This window comes from Aquimarina mycalae, assembly GCF_029906345.1.
Lineage (GTDB): Bacteria > Bacteroidota > Bacteroidia > Flavobacteriales > Flavobacteriaceae > Aquimarina.
Window position 1 is genome coordinate 77,295 of sequence record NZ_JARYGY010000002.1, and the last position, 21,671, is coordinate 98,965.

Consider the following 21,671-nt stretch of genomic DNA (forward strand, 5'->3'; position numbering starts at 1 on the left):
GCTAAATGTAAGCATATCCCATTCCACGAGTGGTTAAGATTTTCTTAATATAAAGCAGTGTAATTTCAATCAATACGCGCGTGTATATCTCTTCTTTTCTTCAAGTTGAGTTACTTCGTTCCCGTTACCTATTAAAAACTTTGTTGGAAGTGTTTCGCGATCATTAAATCGCTGTAGAAATACAATAAAATGCAAATGAGGGCCTGTAGACCATCCTACATTACCGCTATACCCAATATGTTGTCCTACTTTTATCTGATCACCTGGTTGTACAATAGCGCCATCTTTTTTGATGTGGGTATACTCTGCAAAGGTTCCATCAGAGTGATATACTAATATATAATTGTTGTATTTCGCACAATCCTGATCTGTACAGGTTCTATTAAAACTCTGTTCTACTAATACAACCACTCCATCTCTAGCCGCATAAATTTCAGTTCCGATTGGCATTCTAAAATCTAGCGCGTACTCATTTTTATGAGAAACTGATCCATCATATCCTTGTGTTACCATAAGCGTAGTACCTTTTTTAAAAGGTAAATGATATTGATGATCTTTGTCATAATTCGTCTGTAGATGATTGCCATGATTGTACCGAACACTATACCCTAATTTAATGGCTTTGCTTCTTTCTACAACAGTGAGATCAGCAATATAATGTTTACTAGTCTGTGCAGGCACTTCTATGACTTTAATATCTCCAATATTGGAAGATAAGTTTTCGATCTTGAAATCAATTTCTACCGAAACTGGGCTAAACTCACCGTTATCCGCCAGAATTTTATATCCGTTTTCTGTTTCTTGATAATATACCTTAAAATTTTCTTGGGCAACTGTGGGTACCGATAGCAGACAAAGCACCCATAACATAACTCTTTTCATATTCAACTCATTTCCAATTACCTGGAAAAAATACCATTTTTAATTTATAATTACTAATTCTATTTGGTTTTCATTCTAAATAGAAAAAGCAATGCCAAAAGAATGACATTGCTTTTCTATTAATTTTTCTTTTCCTTATTGGTTATAGCATACTTAACAAATTAGGGTTTTTAATCTCTTTCTTAAGCTCTGCTAATGCATCTTTATCTTTTTGATTTTTATAACAGTATGCTTTTACAAAACATTTCAGTTCTTTTAATTCATCATTCTGTTCGTTGACCTCCAATTTTTCCAGCTTTTTTAATACTTTTTTGGATTTCCCAACAAATACTCTATTCAATAGTGTATACAACTCCGCTTTTTGAACCAAATCCTCATTTTTACTTTTATCAATGATCATATCAAAATAATCATTACTCACTCCTAAAAGAGAATATTTAATATTGTTATTATCCAAAGGTCTGGCAATTTCCTGATACGCCACTCCAAGGTTAAAAAATGCTACGCTACTATTTCTTTTCTGTAACACAGGAATAAGATTTTCGGACAGATTTCCTGTATTACCAGGGATTTTCTTAAAATCGTTTAAATAATGTGAAGCGTTAGCGAAACCACTTTTACTCCATATTTTCTTTTGCGATGCATCTATTAATACCACTAAAGGGATCGACATGGCATTAAAATTCTTTGCTAAATCCACCTCTTGATCGATATCAACTTTTAGGAACACAAAATTATTAGACATGGCACTCATTTCTTCAGTACCCCAAAGTTTTTTATCCATTTGTTTACAAGGACCGCACCAAGTAGCCCAGAAATCTACAATTATTAATTTGTTCTGCTCCAATGCCATGGCTTGCGCCATTTTCATATCATACACCCAATTTACCTGGGAAAATCCATATCCCGAAATCATCAAGAATAATAGTAAGATGTTACGTTTCATAGTTATATTACGTGTTAGTTAGTTAACACACAATATAATAATTTACATAATTTTCTGGCTACGGTTGATCCATACAAAATCACTTGTTCAACCTTAAAAAAACTCTTTTTCTGAAGATTTCAAAAACAAGGATACTAAGTCAATATCTACAAATTATCTCTTAAGACATTGTACAATGTTTAAACCTTTTTTTTAGTAGTTAAACTTATAGGTTATTCCTCCTAACACCTGTATTCCTTGAACTGGGAAGTTAGACCAACGTTCATAATTTTCGCCTGCCAGGTTATTTCCTTTTACAAAAACAGATAATTTATCATTAAATCGATATCCTAGATTTACATTGGCATCAAAATAACTATCTAGTGTTACGATAGCTTCTGGAGTTGATGCTACAAACGGTACTGCAGTATTAATATCTTTTCGTTCTCCTACATAAAACAATTGTGCTCCTGCAAACCACTGATCAGTAATCTGATAATCCATAAGTACTGAAGCTTTTACCTCTGGTAAATTCCATGCCTCTTGTTCATCTTCTGTATTATAATTAAAATATTCTGCAGAAGCTCCAAGTTTAAACTTTTTATTAATATTAAAGTTTATTTCTCCGTATCCGCTTAGTGTAAGAATATCATCATATCGATATGCAAAAGAATTACCAAAATCATATCCTTCTAATTGTAAGGTTTCTGGTCTATTATTTACAAATAGCGCTTTATCATCTTCTGATATATAACCACCTCTAAAATTATAGCTCACAACATCGGATATTTTTCCTTTTAAGCCTACATAAGCATCAAACTGATTATGTGTTGTAGTCAACCTAAGTGTCGGAGATACATATGGATTTGCTTGCACAGCGTCTCTGTATGTATTTTGCCTTAATCCTCCTTCTAATCCACCATAAGCAATTACTGCTTCTTCTAACAATCTGTAAGATGCTGTGACTTTAGGGTATATAAAAAAATCATTGTCATTATTTTCACTATCAATACTAAAGAAAACCGAAGCTCCAAGATTTAATGTTAAGTTATCTCTTAATACGACTAAATTAGGCTGAACACCCAAATTAAGAATGCTATAATTATTAGGTCTTTGTAAGATGAAATCTAATGGTCTATCAAAACTTCCATTTAGATAATCAATTATAAAATCGGTAGTGATCAATTCGTCGGCAATTTCGAACTCAAATGTTGGAGTAAATACTGCATGATGCTCTGTAGTGCTCAAAGCATCTCCAAAAAATCTATAATTCAAGGATGCTCTTTTAAAATACAAATCATCAAACTGCAGTTTACCTCCCAATTTGGCTCCATAATAATTTTGTTGAGGGTCAATTGCATCTATTTGTGCCTGTGTCAATGCAGGAATCTCTGGCAATCCATACCAATTATATAACTGATGCTCTACACCCAATTCTATACCATATGTAAAATCCTTAGTACGTGATGTATAATTAAGGTCTAAAAAGGTATTATAGAATTTATCATCCAATAGTACATCCTCAATTCCTCCTTGCGATGAATTATGATGTAGATACAATCCTATATTATCTGTACGGTTTATTTGAAAATTACTATAAAACTCTGCCAGTACTGAAGTGAAATTACCAAAACCCAAGGTTGCATAATTATCATATAATGGTATTTTTTTTGGTCTATCGATATTAGCTGCCCTTCCTTTTGCAGGTTTAAACGTAGAAGCAACAGGGACAGAAAAAATACTGTATCGTATTTGTTTTTTCTTTTGAGTAACTGAGTCATTTAATACTGGAGTAGATTTTACTTTAAAAGCATCACTAATTGTAGGAGTATATGCTTTCACAATTACTACACGTTCTGTTTCTATAGTTTCATCGTCTTTGTCTTGGGCAAATATTGTGGTAATACTGCAGGCAAAAACCCATGAAAAATGTATTAATTTCTTAATATGTCTAGACATAAATATCTCGAGTTTATAACTGATTATTATTGTTCGGTTTGGATGGATGAATTCGTTTTTGCCTCTTCGGCTTTAATTTTTTTGAGTTCGGATCTTGCTTCATCAACTACGTCCTTATAATCGGTGAAGTTTTTGATTACACTTTCTAAAATATATGTGGCCTGGTATGCATCTTCTAATCCATAGAAATTTTTGGCCATTAGCACCAATCCTTTGGCTCCGTATAATTTATATCCTGAGTAGTCTTTAGCCAGTTTTTGAACAGCCGTATTCGAAGCTTTATAACTACCTTCTTTGTTTTTAAAATATGCATCATAATACAAAGCTTCTGCTGCTAACTCTCCTGTCGCAATCTTGCTAACTTCTGCATATGCTCTTTTAGCTCTGGTATCATCTGCAGTTTGTAACGCTGCACGCGCAATAAATATCTGTGCATCACTCTTTACGTCATTTTGAATTTTAGGATTGCCTAAAACGCTCTCTGCATATTGTATCGTTTCTTGATAATGTACCAACTGATAATGTGATTTCATCAAGTTAGATTGCGCAAATATGATATTCTGCGGAAAATCAGCATCTTTTTCTAAACGTTCTAATACAGGAATTGCTTTTTCGTAATCACGATTTTCCAGATATACTTGTGACAGTCTCGCCAAAGCTTGCTCTGTAAACTCTGTACGCTCTTTTTCTAATACATATTCATAATGAGGTATGGTCGCTTGTTTATCTCCTTCTTTAAAGAGTAATTGCGCTACATAAAAGTGGCTTTTTAAAGCGTGAATTCCATTAGGGAATTCATTGAGGTATTTCTGGAAGCCAATCAAGGCGGCGTTTTCATTATTCTCTAAAAATTGTTTCTCGGCAGCCTCATAAGAAGTATTATCCAGATCTGCATCTGTAACATCTACAAAACTTAATCCTTTTACCCAATTTGCATACTCTTCTGTTCTTCCTAAATCGACATAAATCAATCTAGCTGTATTTACAGCCTGAACCGCTTCATCAGTTCCTGGATAATCTGCAACTACTCTTTTAAATTTTAACAAGGCTCTATTACCTTGATCTCCATTATAATAGATTAAACCTTGTTTTAATAAAGCTTTTGGTACATAAGAACTTCTTGGCACATCTTTAATCAATCGATCATATGCTTCAATACCACGTTGTATTTTATTTTCTGAAATATAGGTATCACCTAATGCAAACATCGCATCATCACGATAGGTTGATCGGGTATATTTTTTTATAAAAATTTCAAGATCACTTATTTTTTTATCGTTCTTTTTGACAAAACCATAACTAATCGCTTTTTGATAATGTGCATAATCCGAATCTGGACCGCCATTTTTAATTGCTTTATTATAGGCTTCCATCGCTGGCCAATACTTACTAGAGATAAAATGACTATCTCCTAATCTAAGATAAGTATCTGTTAATCGAACCTCATCTATATCATTTCTTTTACTGTATTTTCCAAAGAAATCTGCAGCTTGAGGGTATTGTTTCAATTTAAAATAGGTGTATCCTAAATTATAATCTATCGTGGTATATTCTATCGTAGTGGAGGCTCCAGTACTGCCTTTAAATTCTTTAAATCCAATTAAAGCTTCATCATAGTTATTTTGCAGATAATCACTTTCTGATTTCCAGTATATTGCTTTTGCAGCAAATTTTGGATCTGTTTGCTGAGCAATTGATTTATCAAAATAAACCTTGGCTTCAGGATAATTACCTTCATTATATAATTCTATTCCACGGAAATAAGCTACTTTTTGATACACGACCTTATCTTCAAAATTCCGACTTCCTTCTAATAAATCCATAGCTTCTTTATAGTTCTTAGAAGTGATATAAGAACTAATCAATAATTCCTGAACCTCTTCCTTAAATTCAGAATTAGGGTATTTTTCAATATAGGATAGTAATACTTTTGGAGTACTCTCGTATGAGTTCCCTATTTCATAACTCAATTTTGCATAATTATAGGTGGCGTCTTCCTTTATTTTAGCTTCAAAATCCATTTCTGAAGCATTCTTAAAAGCATTAAGTGCTTGTTGTTTTTGATCTGTTTTTAAGTATGATTCTGCCAAGTGGTAATATGCATTTTGGGCAGTTGCATTACGACCATCTACTATTTTATTAAACTCTGATATGGCGCTAGCATAATCTCCTCCTTTATAATATGCATATCCCAGTTGATAATAATCCGTATTATTCCATTTTCCTTTTCTTCCTCTATACGCTTTAAGATGAGGAATAGCTTTATCATATTTCTCTAGATTAAAATAACTTTCGCCAATAATCTTATTCAATTCTGATTTTTCTGATGGTTTTGATTTAGGAAGCTGACCTAATCCATCTCTTATGGCTTCTTGAAACTTTCCAGATTTAAAGTTCATATCACTCTGGAAATATGATAAATTCTTATTGTATTTATCTAGATCTTTTACCTCATCAAAAAGCTTATCTGCTTCTTGATAGTTATCGCCTTCATACGCTATAAAACCAAGGTAATATTTAGCTTGAGCTCCATATTTATCCGTTTCTTCAACCTTATTTAAAAATTTTTTCGCTTCGTTAAAACGTTGAATTTTAAAGTATGCGTATCCATTATTAAAGTTAAATTTTTCTTTTTCAGAACGACTCATATTACCCTCATCCACTTTATCATACCATTTACGAGCATATGCGTATTTTCCATTATCAAAATAGTAATTAGCTACATCCAGATATGCTGCATTACGTTTTATGCTTGTGGGATATTGCGTAACAAACTCCTCCATCAATGCATCCGCACCTTTTTGATTAAGCCATACAGCACAATTGGCAATATAATAGGTGCATTCTGCATCGATATTCTCATCATCTATCATATCGCGCACCTTATCAAACAAATTCTGAGCCGCCAGAAATTGTTTGTTATTATACAACTCTAATGCTTGATTATAGAGTACTAGTTCATTTGTATAAATAGCTGATTGTTGCGCAGAAATCTTAGAAGATAGGATCGCCACAAAAAGCATCAAAGTGATGTATTTGTTCATGTAAATATTCCTTTTCAAAGTTTAGATTCTGGATGGTACCAGAATAACTGTTTAATAGAAATTTCAAGGTTACCCTTGACCAATTTTTCGTAAAGTAAATATCGCTTCCCGTGAATAAATTTTGTGTTAAAGATACCCTAATCTTCATCTTAATAACGAAATATTATGGAGATAATTACATCAGTAGTCATTTTTTGAAGCCGATATGATCTCGTTTATGATTTTTGTGTATTTTTTTGCTCCTATATGATTCAAATGATCACCATCATAAAAATCAGAATCTTCTACTCTAAAATCTTCTCTAAGGTTTATATAAGAAACATTAGAATTATTTGATTCAAGAGTTTTACAGGATGCCGTAATTTTACTTAATTTATTCTTATCTAATTCTTTGATATAACACGTGTGTACTGGTAAATCGATCAAGTAGACCTTACAATTTATCTTCTTACAATATGCTATTATCGACTGAATTCTGTTCAAATTTCTGGTAAAATCCTGCAATCCATCTTTATGTAATTTTGCTCTACGTACGGCATTTTTACACAAATCAATATCCTGAATTTTACTATAACGTGTTCCCCATCCATCCGAATTACATCCTACCAGTGATAATCCATTATCCAAATAGTAATTAATTAGTTCCACTGAGCCCTTAAATCTTTTAGTAAGCGCTAAACTATATTCTTTAATGTCAAAATTAGAAACAATAGGAACTTCTAGGTCCATCTGGTTGCTATAAAAATATTTACGCCAGGTATCTCCTTTAGTATTTTCTCGTTGACTTAAATTAAAATAACTAATACTAATGATCAGTTGTTTTAGATTTTTAAGGCTATCAATATGCTTCTTAAAAAGCAACTCATCAAAATATATAGACTGACTAGAATTAGCAAGGTTAAACGCCTTAGCATCCATATATTCTGGATTAACACCATACAAGGCATGAGAATCTCCCAAGATTAAAGTTTCTATATCCTCATAATTCTCGGTAATCATTTTATGTTTGTAAGTATAGTTGGATGCTGCTGTTCTATAGAAATACTCTATACCCATCCAAACCAGTAGGAATGGTATAAGAAATACAACTATTTTTTTTATAAATACTTTCATAATTAGAACTGAAAATAAATAAAGGTTTGCAAATCTCCTCCATAATAAAACACTAAAAACGCGGTAACATAATAAATTAAATATCTAATCGGCCTAACAGTAATATAATTAATATCTAGCAGGTGTTCTCTTTGTTTTTGCAACCATTCGACAATCAGAAACCCTATCAAGAATAACAAAAACCACTTATGCCCACGCGGAATAGAAAATAATGATGCAGAAAAGATTGTATCGATATATCCTAAAGCATCTGTTATTGTTTCAGCTCTAAAAAACACCCAAGCAATAGTAACTATAAAAAAAGTTACTCCTATTCTAAAAATATCGACAACTATGTGCTTTCTATTTTCAAAAAATGATGTTGCCCCTATATACTTATTAATAAAAATGGTAAGTATTAATGCAATTCCATGAATCAATCCCCAAAATACATAGGTCAAATTAGCTCCATGCCATAATCCACTCAACAAAAAGACGATAAGAATATTGATGATTAATCTAAAATTCGATACACGATTACCTCCTAAAGCAATATAAACATAATCCCTAAACCAGGTAGAAAGTGAAATATGCCAACGTCTCCAAAACTCTACAAGATTTTTTGACAGATACGGAAAATTAAAGTTTTTCATAAGATCAAACCCTAACAATCTAGATGTACCAATAGCAATATCAGAATAACCAGAAAAATCCCCATAAATCTGAAAACCAAAAAATATAGCACCACAAAATAATGCGCTTCCAGAATACTCAGTATAATTTTCGAATAACTTATTGACAATGATTGCACAGTTATCCGCAATCACCATTTTTTTAAACAAACCACCTAGTATTAGTTGTAATCCTTCTACACTTTTTGAATAATTAAAAACTCTTTTTTTCTGAAACTGAGGTAGTAAATTAGACGCTCTCTCAATAGGACCTGCAACTAATTGCGGAAAAAAAGATACAAATGCAAAAAACGAAATAACATCATTTGTAGGATGAATTCTTTTACGATACACATCAATCGTATAACTCAACGTCTGAAATGTATAAAAACTAATTCCTACAGGTAAAATAAATTGCAAGGAGTTATAAGATATTGGGTTTCCAAATAACAAAAAGGCTTCTGCAAACGTTTCTATAAAAAAATTAAAGTATTTAAAGACAAAAAGCACACCCAGATTAAAGAACAAACTAATTCCCAGCAATACCTTTCTATTAATATTCGAAGAAGTGTTCAATTGTTTAGCAACCAAAAAATCTATCATCGAACTTAAAAAAATTAATGATAAAAACCTCCAATCCCAAAAAGAGTAAAACAGATAGCTAACTACTACAAGAAAAACATTTTGAACCTTTAAAGATCTATTAAACACAAACCAATACAGTGCAAAAACAATGGGAAAGAATAACGCAAAATCAACAGTATTAAATTGCAAAATGTATTGTGGTATGAATTCTTTGGAAAAATACTTAAAATCAACGTGGATAAAAAAACATTTTTAATAAATACATTATTGTATAAACTTTTTACTTTTACTAAAATTAATAAATTTCAGAATCTCACAATATGTCCGATCCGGTATTACGTCTTAAAAATGCTTCTATCTATCAACGAGAAAGCTTAATTTTATCTGATGTCAATGTAGAAGTTAGCAAAGGTGATTTTGTATATCTTATAGGAAAAACAGGTACTGGTAAGAGTAGTTTTATGAAAACTCTTTATGGAGATATTCCTCTAATCGAAGGAGAAGGAAGCATTGTAGACTTTGACCTTGGTACACTAAAAGAAAATCAGATTCCTTTTTTAAGAAGAAAATTAGGAATCGTATTTCAGGATTTTAAGCTCCTCAATGACAGAACTGTAAAAGATAATTTGTTATTTGTACTTAAAGCAACAGGATGGAACGATCAAAAAGCGATGGACAGTAAGATCGATGATGTATTAGACAAAGTAGGTATGAAAACAAAAGATTTTAAGTACCCATATCAATTGTCTGGAGGCGAGCAACAGCGTATTGCAATTGCCAGAGCATTACTTAATGACCCAGAACTTATCCTTGCAGATGAACCAACAGGAAATTTAGATCCGCAGACTTCGGTAGAAGTAATGGAAGTATTGCAGGATATTAATAAAAATGGCAATACTATTTTAATGGCAACTCACGATTATGCATTACTTCTTAAATATCCTTCTAAAACATTAAAGTGTGAAGGAAATAAGGTTTTTGAAGTAGTACAACGAAAAGGGTAATTCTCCAATAAAGTTATAAATAATGCGATTGATTACACTCGATGATATTATAGAGACCTATACTAAATTTAGACAACGAGGACTCCCATTTATAACTTCCAAACTAAGTTTAAACACCCTTAAAAGAACCAAAAGCGCATTTAATGAGTTAGACATTCAATCGGCCAATTGGTGGATTATTCCAAAAGTCAATCAACGTTGGAACAAATTAATTAGCGGAGATCCTACATTAGAATATGAAGACTTTGTAATGAAAAAGTTTTTGGCTGATTCCAAAAACCTAAAAATGCTTTCTTTAGGTAGTGGAATATCTAGTCATGAACTTAAATTTGCTAGATACAACAACTTTGAAGAGATCATATGTCTTGATATAAATGAAGTACTTTTTGATGCTGCCAAACAGGAGGCAACAACACAAAAACTAGATAACATTCATTTCAAAATCCAAAACCTTTACAACTACGAATTTCCTGAAAATTATTTTGATGTTGTGTTCTTTCATGCCTCACTTCATCATTTTAAAAATATCGAAGAACTAGTAGGTCAAAAGATAAAAAAGACCTTAAAAAGTAAAGGTAAATTAATCATTAATGAATTTGTAGGAGCAAATAGACTACAATTTCCAAAACATCAAATTGTAGCTACAAACAAATTACTGAAACATATCCCTAAACCCTACAGAAAGAGGTTTAAACTACATATGTTCAAAAATAGATTTTACGGTTCGGGAATTATTCGAATGATATTAGCAGATCCTTCAGAATGTATCGAATCTTCGCAAATTATGCCTGCTATTCATAATAATTACAACACAATTTATGAAGCTTCATATGGAGGTAATCTTTTAGCAAATGCGCTAAAAGATCTTTCTCATCATTTTATGGAGTTGGATGAAGAAAAAGAAAAAGTATTGGATCATTTATTTGAATTAGAAGACAAATATTTAGAACAACATCCTAGTGATTTTGTATTTGGGATATATGAATCTTAAGTATCTTCTTTAGAAATTGTTTTAAAATATCGATCTAACAACAAGAATAGTATCACAAATAAAACCCAATCATTGTAAAACATGTAACGTTTTTCTGAATGTGTCGCAATGGCGACAAGTGCCATATTAGAAAAAGTACATAACAGAACAAAAACAATAAATTTTCCAACAAAAACATCTTTTCTTTTCAATACTAAAAAAATCCCTATCCCCAAAAGAATCAAATGTAATATGAGGTATTTACTATTCCCTAATGAAGCCTTTATATTCTGAATATACAATTTTAGCCATTCCTTAAAATTATCAAGTAATAAGGGTTTGTACATACCAAGCGTCAATTTATCTGTTTCGATATATTGTACATCAGAAGGCAACCCCTTTTTCTCAAAATATCTCAAGCCATATTCATGAATCGTCTGATTGCATATATTTGAATAGTTTTGTCTAAAATGACCAAATGAACCGATAGAGTCATAAGCGTTTGCATATGTATTTGTCCATTTTTTAGCATCTAACCTTTCTTTCACTAATCTGAAATATTCTTTCTCCTCTTTTTTATGGAACAAATCAACATCTTCTTTATCAGCGACGTAAAAAACAGCTGCTCCAATACTAGGACCTGTAAAAGGTGTTGAAACAAAGTGTCCATATTGAAAATAATGAAAACTTTTATCCAACAAACCAGAAACAAATGGTAGCAAAACAAACAATAACCCTACTATTAAATAATTCTTTTTACCTTTTATATTGGCCAAATACACAGAAATTAAACCAATAGGTACCAATGATAAGAACTGTCCTCTTATATATATTAACAGCAGCAGTACAATTGCTCCATATATTAGATTCTTCTTTCGTTGTTCTGCGATCGCCGATACACAATTCGCAATAAAAATTAAGTACAGAGGATAAGCTAATGCTTCAGTTAATATCTTATTGGCTGTGAGATACAAGTATAATAAAGGTGCTATAAGTATTAGTAAACTCAGTATCGAAAACAACTGTTTTAGTTTTAACAATCGTTCTAAGCATGTATGAAGCACATACACTCCATAAATATTGAGTATTAATTGAGTGATTAACAATGGATATTCAAAATAAGTCCCAAATACACTTTTAAAAAAAGAAAGAAATATAATATACCCAGAAGATCTATTGATCTCCATAGATAAAAAAGCATAGCTATCTAATTCATATATAATTCCTCTATATAAGACAAAGAAACAAGTGAAAAAATAAATTAAAAATTCTGGTCGAATAAACTTTTTTATATCCTTACGTGAAATACCTAACATTGGTTTTTTATTTTTTAAGTTAGGATTTATCCTTTTTATATACATGAGGATTTTCTCTTATCCCTTTCTTAAATAACTTCCTTACTCCCATTCGAATTGAGGAATCCAACTTGAGGATTTTATCTTTAAAATATTGGCCTGGTCTTCCTCTAAAAGTTGTTACGTGAAATGATCCTTCAGCATCAATAGGTTCTGAAGAAAAGTAATAGTTGGAGATACAACAACGGATTTGATCTACTTTCACCTTGCTAACAGAATGCCACGATTTTTTATGTGTCCCCATCACAACCAATCTATTAAATTTCGCATCTATGGATATCGGCTCATTCTTTAACCCTTTTGGCCATACTTCTAGATTCCCTCCATTTTCCAGTTTCCAATTAGGAGTAACATAATATAAAAGATTAAGGACTCGCCAATGCTTAACATCTTTATCATGAGAATTATCCAAATGTGGGTTTAAGTAGTTTCCCTTTCCCATCATTGAAATCCCACCTGCATATAAGTGCTCATCAGGTTTAATATCTTTACAACTACATATTTCAGCAATCAAATCTACTATTCTTTGATCCTGAAAAGCATAAATAATCTCTTCTAATAAAGGATGGTATTTATTCATTTGCGCTGCTACATACTTATATTCTCTTATACTTTTCTTTACCTGTATATCTTTTGTATGAGGAAACTTATCAAAAATATCTTTTGCCAACTCCTCTGGAAGCAAATCATCCACATAGAAATATCCAATATCCTGACGTGTTTTGTCAAAGTGTTTTTTTAAAACTTCTTCAGTATCTTTGAGCTTTAAAAAAATAATATCAGCGATTTTATCTCTGGTAAGGTAATTCATGTATTCAATTACAAATTTGTCTTAAAAATAATTATAAACTTTTAGTAAAACATCTATAAATGTTATCAATTTTGATCCCAGTTTATAATTATAAGGTAATTCCTCTAGTTGAAGAGATACATACGCAGGTTTCTTCTTGTAATATTACTTTCGAAATAATAGTATTTGACGATGGTTCTCATCAATATCTAGAAGAGAACTTATCGATTAATTCGATAAGCTCTAGTCGATTTAAGAAATTATCAAAAAACGTAGGACGAAGTGTTATCAGAAATGCATTAGCTGCCGAAGCAAAATATGAGTTCCTTCTTTTTTTGGATGCAGATATAGAACCTGTAAGTGAATTATTTATTAAAAAATATTTAGACAGTATTAATTCGGATACTGAAATTATATCTGGAGGTCTTTTGTATAAGAATACGAAACCGACGAAAGAACAAATATTGCGATGGAAATATGGCCATTTAAAAGAATCCGTTCCCGTTGAAAAACGAAAAAAGAAACCATACTTATCGTTTTTAAGTTCTAATTTTTTGATTCGAAAATCTATTTTTGATAAAAACCGTTTTAATGAAGAAATACTGAATCTTGCTTGTGAAGATACTATTTTTGCATTGGATGCTAAATCAAAAAAAATACGCATTGAGCATATTGATAATCCAGTATTTCATCTGGGATTAGAAACAAGTAGTGTATTTTTAAAAAAATCACTGGATTCTGTAGAAGTACGAAGATCACTAATACACAAGAACTTGTTAAAACCTAAAGACACAAGAATTACTCATTTAGCACATATAGTCAAAAAAATTAGACTTCAAGGTTTAATAATTATTATACATACCCTTACAAAAAAGATATTCGTAAAAAACTTGATCTCTAATAACCCTTCATTACTAATATTTGATTTATTTAGATTAGGCCATTACTTCTACAGACCAAAAGAAAATGAAAGTTAACCCATTATTTTCGATCATAATACCTGTATTCAATAAAGAGGATACCATCTATAATACACTTACATCTGTATTAGAGCAAGATTTTAATGATTATGAAATCATTGTTATTAATGATGGTTCTACAGATAATTGTGAAAACATTATTTTGGGTTTTAAAGATCATAGAATACAATACATTTCTACCGAAAACAATGGTGTTTCTAAAGCTCGAAACCTGGGAATAAAAAAAGCCAACGGAAAGCTAATAGCTTTTCTTGATGCAGATGATTATTGGTATCCTAATCATCTGGAAGTTTTATCTAAATCGTTTCAAAAATTTCCAGATGCAGGTTTATATACAACGTCATACGAGAAAAGGTTTAATCATAAATCAACATTTACTGCCAATTTCAACAATATCAATGCTGAAAGTAATATCATTATGATCGTAGAAGATTTTTTTGAATCTAGCACTATAGATGCCATTGCCTGGACATCTGCTTGTGCTGTTTCTAAAAAAGTTTTTGATACTATTGGAGTTTTTGACACCTCTATTACACATGGCGCTGGAGAAGATACTGACCTTTGGATTAGAATTGCTCTTAAATATAATGTTATCCTTGCAACTTTTATTACAGCCACCTATCATCTAGATGCTAATAATAGAATTTCAAATACAAATACATTAGAAAGGAGTTTTATGGATTTTGGTAAATTCGCAGAAGAAGAAGAAACGAATCAAAGTTTAAAAAAGTACTTAGATCAAAACCGATATGCTATTTCTCTTCTATACAAATCAGCTGGAGATTATGAAACAGCAAAAAAGTACAAAAACGAAATTGATTACAAGAACTTAAACACAAAACAACGAATATTATTACTGGTTCCCAGATCAATACTTAATTTTCTTAAAATGATACGGTATAAATTTATTGTGACAGCCAATTTTAAGTTATCTGCTTTTGAATAATTTAAAAGCGTCAAAACTTCGAATATAATCTTCTTCGTTAAAAACATTTGAAGCCAATACCAGACAAACAGAGCCAGATGAAAAGTTTTCTAACTCTCTCCAAATCCCTGATTTGATCAACAAACCTTTGTTTGGTTTATTAAGCGTAACCTTTTTTTGTTTTTCTCCATCGTTAAGTATTACATCAAAACTTCCGCTTAAGGCTATCAAAAATTGGCACAAATGAATATGTGCATGTCCTCCTCTACTCGCATCACTAGGAACATCATACAAATAGTATACACGTTTAGTTTCAAAAGGAATAACATCTTTTTCAATTACAGCAATATTTCCTCTTGGATCCTTTATTTTTGGGATTTCTATTATTTTACAATCCTCTACGGTTGTCACACTTATTATCTTTTGGGCGGAAGAGTTGCTTGCCATTGGGGTATTATATTTTCTATTTTAAACTTTGATACACTTGAGATCGTACCTTCCCTACATCTTTTATAAAAACTCTGATCTTCGATCATCGTATTCAAAGCTTCAATATATGCATTTTCATCTTTGAATGGTACTAAGATACCATTCTTACCCGTAACAATTACTTCTGATGGGCCTGATTTACAATCTACAGAAACAACAGGTGTTCCCATAGCCAAAGATTCAATCAAAACCATAGGGAATCCTTCATAATTACTAGTTAATGTTGTAAACAAGGCTCTTTTGACATATGGAAATGGATTTTCTGAAAATGCTTTAAAAACAACCGAATCCATAATATCATATTCCTTAGCCAAATTTTGCATTTTAATTTTATCTGGACCATCGCCAATGATATAAAGCTTTATCCCTTGATCAGGTAATATTGATTGTGCATATGTCTTAATTAAAAAGCTATAGTTTTTTGATTCATCCACAATTCTGCCATACGATAGTATATATTTATTTTTAGGAAGATCAATTTTCACATCAGATAACCGATTCCAATAAGATTCATCAAAAGCATTATAAATACAGATTCCTCGTTGTAATCTGTATTTTTTCTTAAAATGATCTACAGAATCCTTAGAAACACCAACTAGTTGATACGCCTTTTTGTATAAACTGTTACCTAATAATGGTTTATCAGGAAAATAACTATTCAAATTATAATTATGCACTACAAAAACCACATCAGTTTTTTGATACACAAAAGTATTGATAAACCATTGCCTAAACCACCAAGGTCTTGGTGCCGCATCAATAATGTAATCGAATCGTTCATTTTTTAAAAGTTTTCTTGTAATAATGAACTTACGCCAACGTTTATACAAACCTTTATGCATAGATGTAAGTGATTCTAGATTCACTAAACCACCTTTATACTCATACACTATATCATCTAGAATACTTACAGTTGTTACCAAATATCCTGCATCCACTAACATTCTTGATAGAATTGCACTTGATCTTTCTGCTCCACCTACTCCTAAGGAGGAAACCATGATACAAACCTTTATGTTACTTTTTCGTGTCAATTCAATTAAATGCTTCTATCTGGTCCAAAAAACGATTTCCTAAATACTAGTATCAATAATAGAAAATAAAATACATAATTAAAAAAATATGCCATAGAAGCCCCAACGAAGCCATATTTACCTACTAAATACATACTAATAATATACAAAAAACCAAATGAGATAATCTCTGTAATAATATAATACCAGAACATTCTTTTGGCTAAAAATTGATATGCAATTACTAAAGACGCGATTTTAAAAAGGTCTCCAGCTAGTTGCCATACAAACAAGGGCTCCATTGACACAAAATCAGCAGAAAAAAGCAATCTAATAATTACATTTCTTAAAAAATAGATAACTAAAAACCCAAAAATAAAAACAGGCAAAATGATTTTATAAAAATTTAAAACTTCCCATTTAAAATCCTTACTCCTTTTTATCTCTGCTAATTTAGGCAACAGATAAAGTGTCAATAGTGTGGTTATAAAAATCATATATTGACTACTGATACTCTGAATACCTTCCCAATACCCCGCTTTATCCACACCTTCTGAAGCGATAATAAAATTTCTAATCTTAATCAAAATTGCAGGTAATACAGTAGCCGATATCAATGCCATAATTGCATAAGAACTTAGCCATTTTATATATCGTAATGAGATCCTATTCGCCCATAAAAGTTTAGCAAAGTTCTTTTGATTCATAATAACTACTATAGTAATCAATAATGAAATTGCTGGATTTATTATGATTGCAAAAAATGCTCCTTCCAACCTGAACTCCCAAACTAATAAAACTGTAATAAATAGACCTAAAATGCTACTTACTATATTAAGAAGTATGTATATTTTATATTTAGAAAAGCCATTAATAATGGCCAAACACAATGCATTAGCTGAATAAAAAGGTAATGCAATAGCTATTGCTTCAAAAACAAAATTAAAATCAAATTGCTCACCAAAAACTAAGTCATTCCAAAAACCTGAATCAAAATACAACCAACCTGCTAAAGCCATAGTAACCACAAAACAGATATAATATGAGGTAGACAACACATCTATCAACTCCTCTTTATTTATCTTGTGCTCAGCTATGTACTTTACAACACCATTATATAAACCTAATGTCCCAACAGATTGAATAGAGGTTAACACATTACGCAAATTTCCTATTAATGCTAATCCTTCAGGCCCTAGAAATATTGCAACTACCTTAAGGCTTATTACACCTGTGATCATTTTTACAAAAACACCAATAGCATTAAAAGAGCTAACTTTAACTAAAACATTATTTTTTAATTTATCAAAGTATGAATTCACACTATTAATACTTATTTAGGGTTTTTATTATTTGCTCGATTTCGTGATTTTCTAACCCAACGTTTAGAGGAATACTGACAACTTCTCTATGTATTCTTTCGGTTATTGGTAACTTGAGGTCGGATAATTCTTTTAATCCAGTCTGATGATGAGGAGGAATCGGGTAATGTATTAAATACCCTATCCCAAATTTCTCTAAATGATTGCAAAATTTCTGACGATTCTCTACTCGAACTACAAAAAGGTGAAATACATGATTTTCAGAGCCATCCCAAAATGGCAATTGGATCTTATCATTTTTAATTTCTGATAAGTAACGTTTTGCGATATTCCTACGTTGTATATTATCTTTTTCCAGGTTTTTTAGTTTTTCCAATAAAAACACTGCTTGCAACTCATCTAATCTAGAGTTTACTCCTAAATAGTCACTCTTATATTTTACAGCAGCACCATAATTACCTAGACTTCTAATAACATTGGCCAAATCTTTATCATTAGTTGTCACTGCTCCAGCATCTCCAAAAGCCCCGAGATTTTTAACAGGATAAAAACTAAAAGAAGAAGCATCACAAAGATTTCCTGCTACATTGTGAATACCATTCTTTGCTCCATGAGCTTGGGCTGCATCACTGATTACTAATAAATTATTATCCTTGGCTATTTGACAAATATCATGCATTGATGCCAATTGTCCATAGAGGTGCGTAGGGAGAATTACTTTGGTTCTACTAGAAATATTTTCTTTAATCTGGTCTACATCTATATTAAAGGATTTTTCATCAGGTTCTACAAGTACTGGTTTAAGTCCTGCATATTTAATTGATAATATCGTAGCTATAAAAGTATTTGCAGCGACAATTACCTCATCACCTTGATTTATTTTACCCAATGCTACATATCCTTTTAGAATCAGCGTTAATGCATCCAAACCATTACCAACTCCCACGCAATACTTAGCGCCACATAATGCAGCAAAAGCATTTTCAAATTTTTCTCCATTTTTACCTCTGATATAAACACCAGAATCAAGAAAATCTAAAAAACGACTCTTAAGTATCTGATGATATGGACTATTAATTTTATGAATATCTAAAAAAGGAATCAACGGTATTTGGTTTTCCATTATCAAAAATATCTAACTACCATTTTACTCCTTTTATAAGTATAGAATTCGGTAGGATTCTGTTTTTATTATTAAAGTATTAAAAATACCTTTACAACAAAGATATTTTTTTTTGTGTAAGCCCATAAAAAGGTATCACAATTTTTACTGTCTTTAATTCAAAGATTTTATATTGCTTTAATGAAAATATTACTTGTAGGAGAATATAGTCGGTTACATAATTCACTTAAAGAAGGATTACTTAAAAATGGTCATCAGGTTACTCTTATAGGAAATGGTGACGTTTTTAAAAAATACCCTGTAGATATTAATATTGATGGAAGTTTCATAAAAGGTAATTTTTTTTTAAATAAAATCAGACACCTGATCTTCAAAATTACAACTATAGATCTTGCTTCTATAGAAACATTCATCAGGTTCAAAAAAAACAAAAAACACTTGGTTGATTATGATTTTGTACAGTTAATTAATGAAGCTCCATTTAATATAGGTTCTTATTTCGAAAAAAAACTCTTATCGTTTCTTTTTCAGTACAATAAAAATGTATTTGTACTAGCTTGCGGCGATGATTATAGATATATTACATATCTTCTTTCTGGAAAATTTCCTTATAGCACTGTAAGTCCATTACTTGATAATCCCTCCTTAAAAAAAGAGTACAAAGACACTTTAAAATTTGTTACCAAAAAGCAAAAAACAATTCATGATTTTGTTTTCAATCGTATTCAAGGAGTCATTCCAGCAAGTGTAGAATATAGTATTGCCTACAAAGACACTAGTAAAACATTACCTCTAATTCCTAATCCCGTAAACGTTGATCAAATTAATCCTATTCTAACAGCTACTGATAAGAAAATAAAAATATTACACGGAATTAATAGCGCTAACTATATTAAGAAAGGGAATCGTTATTTTGAAGAAGCCTTAGCAATCATTTCTCAAAAATACCCAGATAAAATCGAAATCATCACTACCAAGGATTTATCCTATACACAATATATAAAACACTTCCAATCCGCGCAGATTATTCTGGATCAGGCGCACGCACACGATCAAGGGTATAATGCGCTAGAAGCAATGGCTATGGAAAAAGTAGTATTTACAGGAGCAGGTTCAGCTTTCAGCAAATACTATAATTTAGATAATATCGTAGCTATTGACACAAGCCCAGACAGCACCAAAATTGCTGAAAAATTAGAATATTTAATCTTAAACCCTTTAGAGATTGTAAAAATTGGCAAAAGAGCCAGAGCTTTTATAGAAAAAGAACACCACTATATAAAGATTGCAAAAAAATATGAAGAAACATGGAAAAACCATAGCTAGCATCATACAATTATAAATCTAACTTATAAAAATCCTGAGTATAGATTTCACATCCCAACTCTTCTTTTTGTTTAAGCAATCCATAATTGTTATCCGTAACCGTACCCATATCAAAAAATGAATACCCTTCTTCTTTATATTTATAGATTAAAGAGATAAAGAGAAAATCCAGTGCTCTATACTTTTCACCCTTATTTGTAACCGCTCCATACTGAGATTTTACAACATCTTTAGTTTTAAAAACTGTTATTCCAGCCAGAATTTCGTTATCGATACTAATAACAAACTGTTTTATCGATTCTGGAAATTTCTTTTTAAGTGCATTTATTTCTTCTCGTGTGTGTACGGGTTTAGTATTATGTTTTTCTTCTAACCTAGGAACTAAAACTTCTTTCCAAAAAACATCACAATTCGCCACTTCATCAATACAAAAACCTACACCTTTTCTTTTTTCATAATGCTTTAATTTATTCTTATGAATACTTAAAGGCTTATTATAATCTATAGCCAGATTAAGATCTCTATTATATAACTGGGCTCCACGTTCTGAAAAGAAAAAAGCAAATTCATTAGATGGTTTTTGATGATAAAAAACGGGAATTGATTTTACATATAAATTCTGTATCCCTTGAGATCCGAGAAAATCCATCAAAGAAGACAACATTTTTTCAATTCTTTCTCCTCCTGTAGTATACGGTAGTATTAGTCCTCCGTATGTCAATCCCTGATGAGAATATATTGTCTTATCATTAATATTAGCTGGAAAAACGGCAACCAATTTTGTTTGATCATATATCAATAGAGAAAAATCCTGAAATCGATCTGAGTGATATTCCATAAAATCTCTATGAAAAAGAAATGTACCATTTTTAGCACTATCAATAAAACTATTCCACGCAGTATAATCGTCTCTTTGATATTTTTTAATCGAATACTTCTGCAAAATAATTATTTAGAAAAGTGAAAATAGTTAATTTGTTTGAGTATCTAGAATATAAGTCTTATTTTTAATTGCAAGAAAATAAGTTATGCTTCTTTTCTTACGAAAAGGTAATAAAAATTTATACCTGCAATTGCCGTATTAGTTATTATTATTGGTAACGACCAATTGAGTAATACCCCATAAATTACAAAAGCCACACACCCCACAGTATTTATTAGTCGAAGTTTTTTGATGTTACGCATTAGAAAAGATATTAGCACCATAAATGATGCG

At 31.1% G+C, this 21,671-nt stretch carries 18 protein-coding genes; 5 read left to right on the plus strand and 13 right to left on the minus strand.

Translation table 11 applies throughout. From position 1 onward, the window contains the following. Nucleotides 1-69: 69 nt before the first annotated feature. From QBK95_RS05020 to QBK95_RS05045, 6 genes are all read right to left on the minus strand, one after another. The gene (locus QBK95_RS05020; RefSeq protein ID WP_280931215.1) at nt 70-882 is read right to left on the minus strand and encodes a M23 family metallopeptidase; all 813 of its coding nucleotides are present in this window, start codon (nt 880-882) and stop codon (nt 70-72) included. A 142-nt stretch (nt 883-1,024) separates the two neighbouring features. Continuing rightward, complete coding sequence (locus QBK95_RS05025; protein ID WP_280931216.1) at nt 1,025-1,828, minus strand: thioredoxin family protein; 804 nt, start codon at nt 1,826-1,828, stop codon at nt 1,025-1,027. Nucleotides 1,829-2,020: 192 nt separating this feature from the next. After that, nucleotides 2,021-3,766 carry a TonB-dependent receptor gene (locus tag QBK95_RS05030; protein ID WP_280931217.1) on the minus strand — a complete coding sequence of 582 codons (1,746 nt, stop codon included), beginning with the start codon at nt 3,764-3,766 and terminating at the stop codon, nt 2,021-2,023. A 26-nt stretch (nt 3,767-3,792) separates the two neighbouring features. Beyond that, nucleotides 3,793-6,810, minus strand: coding sequence for a tetratricopeptide repeat protein (locus QBK95_RS05035; RefSeq protein ID WP_280931218.1), 3,018 nt, complete (start codon nt 6,808-6,810; stop codon nt 3,793-3,795). Between the two features lie 180 nt (nt 6,811-6,990). Next, complete coding sequence (locus tag QBK95_RS05040; RefSeq protein ID WP_280931219.1) at nt 6,991-7,923, minus strand: hypothetical protein; 933 nt, start codon at nt 7,921-7,923, stop codon at nt 6,991-6,993. Between the two features lie 2 nt (nt 7,924-7,925). Beyond that, nucleotides 7,926-9,176 (minus strand): MBOAT family O-acyltransferase, encoded by a 1,251-nt coding sequence (locus QBK95_RS05045; protein ID WP_348637321.1) that lies wholly within the window; start codon nt 9,174-9,176, stop codon nt 7,926-7,928. Nucleotides 9,177-9,478: 302 nt separating this feature from the next. Between QBK95_RS05045 and QBK95_RS05050 the strand changes: the two genes are divergently transcribed. Beyond that, complete coding sequence (locus QBK95_RS05050; protein WP_280931221.1) at nt 9,479-10,162, plus strand: cell division ATP-binding protein FtsE; 684 nt, start codon at nt 9,479-9,481, stop codon at nt 10,160-10,162. Between the two features lie 22 nt (nt 10,163-10,184). Further along, nucleotides 10,185-11,153 (plus strand): class I SAM-dependent methyltransferase, encoded by a 969-nt coding sequence (locus QBK95_RS05055; protein WP_280931223.1) that lies wholly within the window; start codon nt 10,185-10,187, stop codon nt 11,151-11,153. Here the strand turns inward: QBK95_RS05055 and QBK95_RS05060 are convergent. Next, nucleotides 11,150-12,448: a hypothetical protein gene (locus QBK95_RS05060; protein ID WP_280931225.1), complete on the minus strand. Its 1,299-nt coding sequence runs from the start codon at nt 12,446-12,448 to the stop codon at nt 11,150-11,152. The genes QBK95_RS05055 and QBK95_RS05060 overlap by 4 nt on opposite strands. A 19-nt stretch (nt 12,449-12,467) precedes the next feature. Continuing rightward, nucleotides 12,468-13,298: a 2OG-Fe(II) oxygenase gene (locus tag QBK95_RS05065; RefSeq protein ID WP_280931227.1), complete on the minus strand. Its 831-nt coding sequence runs from the start codon at nt 13,296-13,298 to the stop codon at nt 12,468-12,470. Nucleotides 13,299-13,357: 59 nt separating this feature from the next. Between QBK95_RS05065 and QBK95_RS05070 the strand changes: the two genes are divergently transcribed. Then, nucleotides 13,358-14,254: a glycosyltransferase family 2 protein gene (locus QBK95_RS05070; protein ID WP_280931229.1), complete on the plus strand. Its 897-nt coding sequence runs from the start codon at nt 13,358-13,360 to the stop codon at nt 14,252-14,254. Continuing rightward, nucleotides 14,244-15,203, plus strand: a complete 960-nt coding sequence (locus QBK95_RS05075) for a glycosyltransferase family 2 protein (RefSeq protein WP_280931231.1) — start codon at nt 14,244-14,246, stop codon at nt 15,201-15,203. The genes QBK95_RS05070 and QBK95_RS05075 overlap by 11 nt, the downstream gene beginning before the upstream one ends. On the opposite strand, the gene QBK95_RS05080 is transcribed toward QBK95_RS05075, so the two are convergent. Genes QBK95_RS05080 through QBK95_RS05095 form a run of 4 tightly spaced genes read right to left on the minus strand, consistent with a single transcriptional unit; the run spans nt 15,186 to nt 19,129 of the window. After that, nucleotides 15,186-15,629, minus strand: coding sequence for a sugar 3,4-ketoisomerase (locus QBK95_RS05080; RefSeq protein WP_280931234.1), 444 nt, complete (start codon nt 15,627-15,629; stop codon nt 15,186-15,188). The genes QBK95_RS05075 and QBK95_RS05080 overlap by 18 nt on opposite strands. After that, nucleotides 15,599-16,672, minus strand: a complete 1,074-nt coding sequence (locus QBK95_RS05085) for a glycosyltransferase (protein WP_280931237.1) — start codon at nt 16,670-16,672, stop codon at nt 15,599-15,601. Before QBK95_RS05085 ends, QBK95_RS05080 begins: the two co-directional genes overlap by 31 nt. A gap of 38 nt (nt 16,673-16,710) precedes the next feature. Then, complete coding sequence (locus QBK95_RS05090; RefSeq protein WP_280931239.1) at nt 16,711-18,006, minus strand: O-antigen translocase; 1,296 nt, start codon at nt 18,004-18,006, stop codon at nt 16,711-16,713. 4 nt (nt 18,007-18,010) lie between these two features. Continuing rightward, complete coding sequence (locus QBK95_RS05095) at nt 18,011-19,129, minus strand: DegT/DnrJ/EryC1/StrS family aminotransferase (protein WP_280931240.1); 1,119 nt, start codon at nt 19,127-19,129, stop codon at nt 18,011-18,013. A 180-nt stretch (nt 19,130-19,309) separates the two neighbouring features. Between QBK95_RS05095 and QBK95_RS05100 the strand changes: the two genes are divergently transcribed. After that, complete coding sequence (locus QBK95_RS05100; protein WP_280931242.1) at nt 19,310-20,455, plus strand: glycosyltransferase; 1,146 nt, start codon at nt 19,310-19,312, stop codon at nt 20,453-20,455. A gap of 10 nt (nt 20,456-20,465) precedes the next feature. Here the strand turns inward: QBK95_RS05100 and QBK95_RS05105 are convergent, their stop codons facing one another. After that, nucleotides 20,466-21,398 (minus strand): GNAT family N-acetyltransferase, encoded by a 933-nt coding sequence (locus tag QBK95_RS05105; protein ID WP_280931243.1) that lies wholly within the window; start codon nt 21,396-21,398, stop codon nt 20,466-20,468. Nucleotides 21,399-21,671 lie beyond the last annotated feature (273 nt).

Excerpts from the sequence above, each read along its gene's own strand:
- QBK95_RS05020 (WP_280931215.1), bottom strand. The coding sequence starts at position 882 with ATGAAAAGAGTTATGTTATGGGTGCTTTGTCTGCTATCGGTACCCACA.
- QBK95_RS05025 (WP_280931216.1), bottom strand. The coding sequence starts at position 1,828 with ATGAAACGTAACATCTTACTATTATTCTTGATGATTTCGGGATATGGA.
- QBK95_RS05030 (WP_280931217.1), bottom strand. The coding sequence starts at position 3,766 with ATGTCTAGACATATTAAGAAATTAATACATTTTTCATGGGTTTTTGCC.
- QBK95_RS05035 (WP_280931218.1), bottom strand. The coding sequence starts at position 6,810 with ATGAACAAATACATCACTTTGATGCTTTTTGTGGCGATCCTATCTTCT.
- QBK95_RS05040 (WP_280931219.1), bottom strand. The coding sequence starts at position 7,923 with ATGAAAGTATTTATAAAAAAAATAGTTGTATTTCTTATACCATTCCTA.
- QBK95_RS05045 (WP_348637321.1), bottom strand. The coding sequence starts at position 9,176 with ATGATAGATTTTTTGGTTGCTAAACAATTGAACACTTCTTCGAATATT.
- QBK95_RS05050 (WP_280931221.1), top strand. The coding sequence starts at position 9,479 with ATGTCCGATCCGGTATTACGTCTTAAAAATGCTTCTATCTATCAACGA.
- QBK95_RS05055 (WP_280931223.1), top strand. The coding sequence starts at position 10,185 with ATGCGATTGATTACACTCGATGATATTATAGAGACCTATACTAAATTT.
- QBK95_RS05060 (WP_280931225.1), bottom strand. The coding sequence starts at position 12,448 with ATGTTAGGTATTTCACGTAAGGATATAAAAAAGTTTATTCGACCAGAA.
- QBK95_RS05065 (WP_280931227.1), bottom strand. The coding sequence starts at position 13,298 with ATGAATTACCTTACCAGAGATAAAATCGCTGATATTATTTTTTTAAAG.
- QBK95_RS05070 (WP_280931229.1), top strand. The coding sequence starts at position 13,358 with ATGTTATCAATTTTGATCCCAGTTTATAATTATAAGGTAATTCCTCTA.
- QBK95_RS05075 (WP_280931231.1), top strand. The coding sequence starts at position 14,244 with ATGAAAGTTAACCCATTATTTTCGATCATAATACCTGTATTCAATAAA.
- QBK95_RS05080 (WP_280931234.1), bottom strand. The coding sequence starts at position 15,629 with ATGGCAAGCAACTCTTCCGCCCAAAAGATAATAAGTGTGACAACCGTA.
- QBK95_RS05085 (WP_280931237.1), bottom strand. The coding sequence starts at position 16,672 with ATGGTTTCCTCCTTAGGAGTAGGTGGAGCAGAAAGATCAAGTGCAATT.
- QBK95_RS05095 (WP_280931240.1), bottom strand. The coding sequence starts at position 19,129 with ATGGAAAACCAAATACCGTTGATTCCTTTTTTAGATATTCATAAAATT.
- QBK95_RS05100 (WP_280931242.1), top strand. The coding sequence starts at position 19,310 with ATGAAAATATTACTTGTAGGAGAATATAGTCGGTTACATAATTCACTT.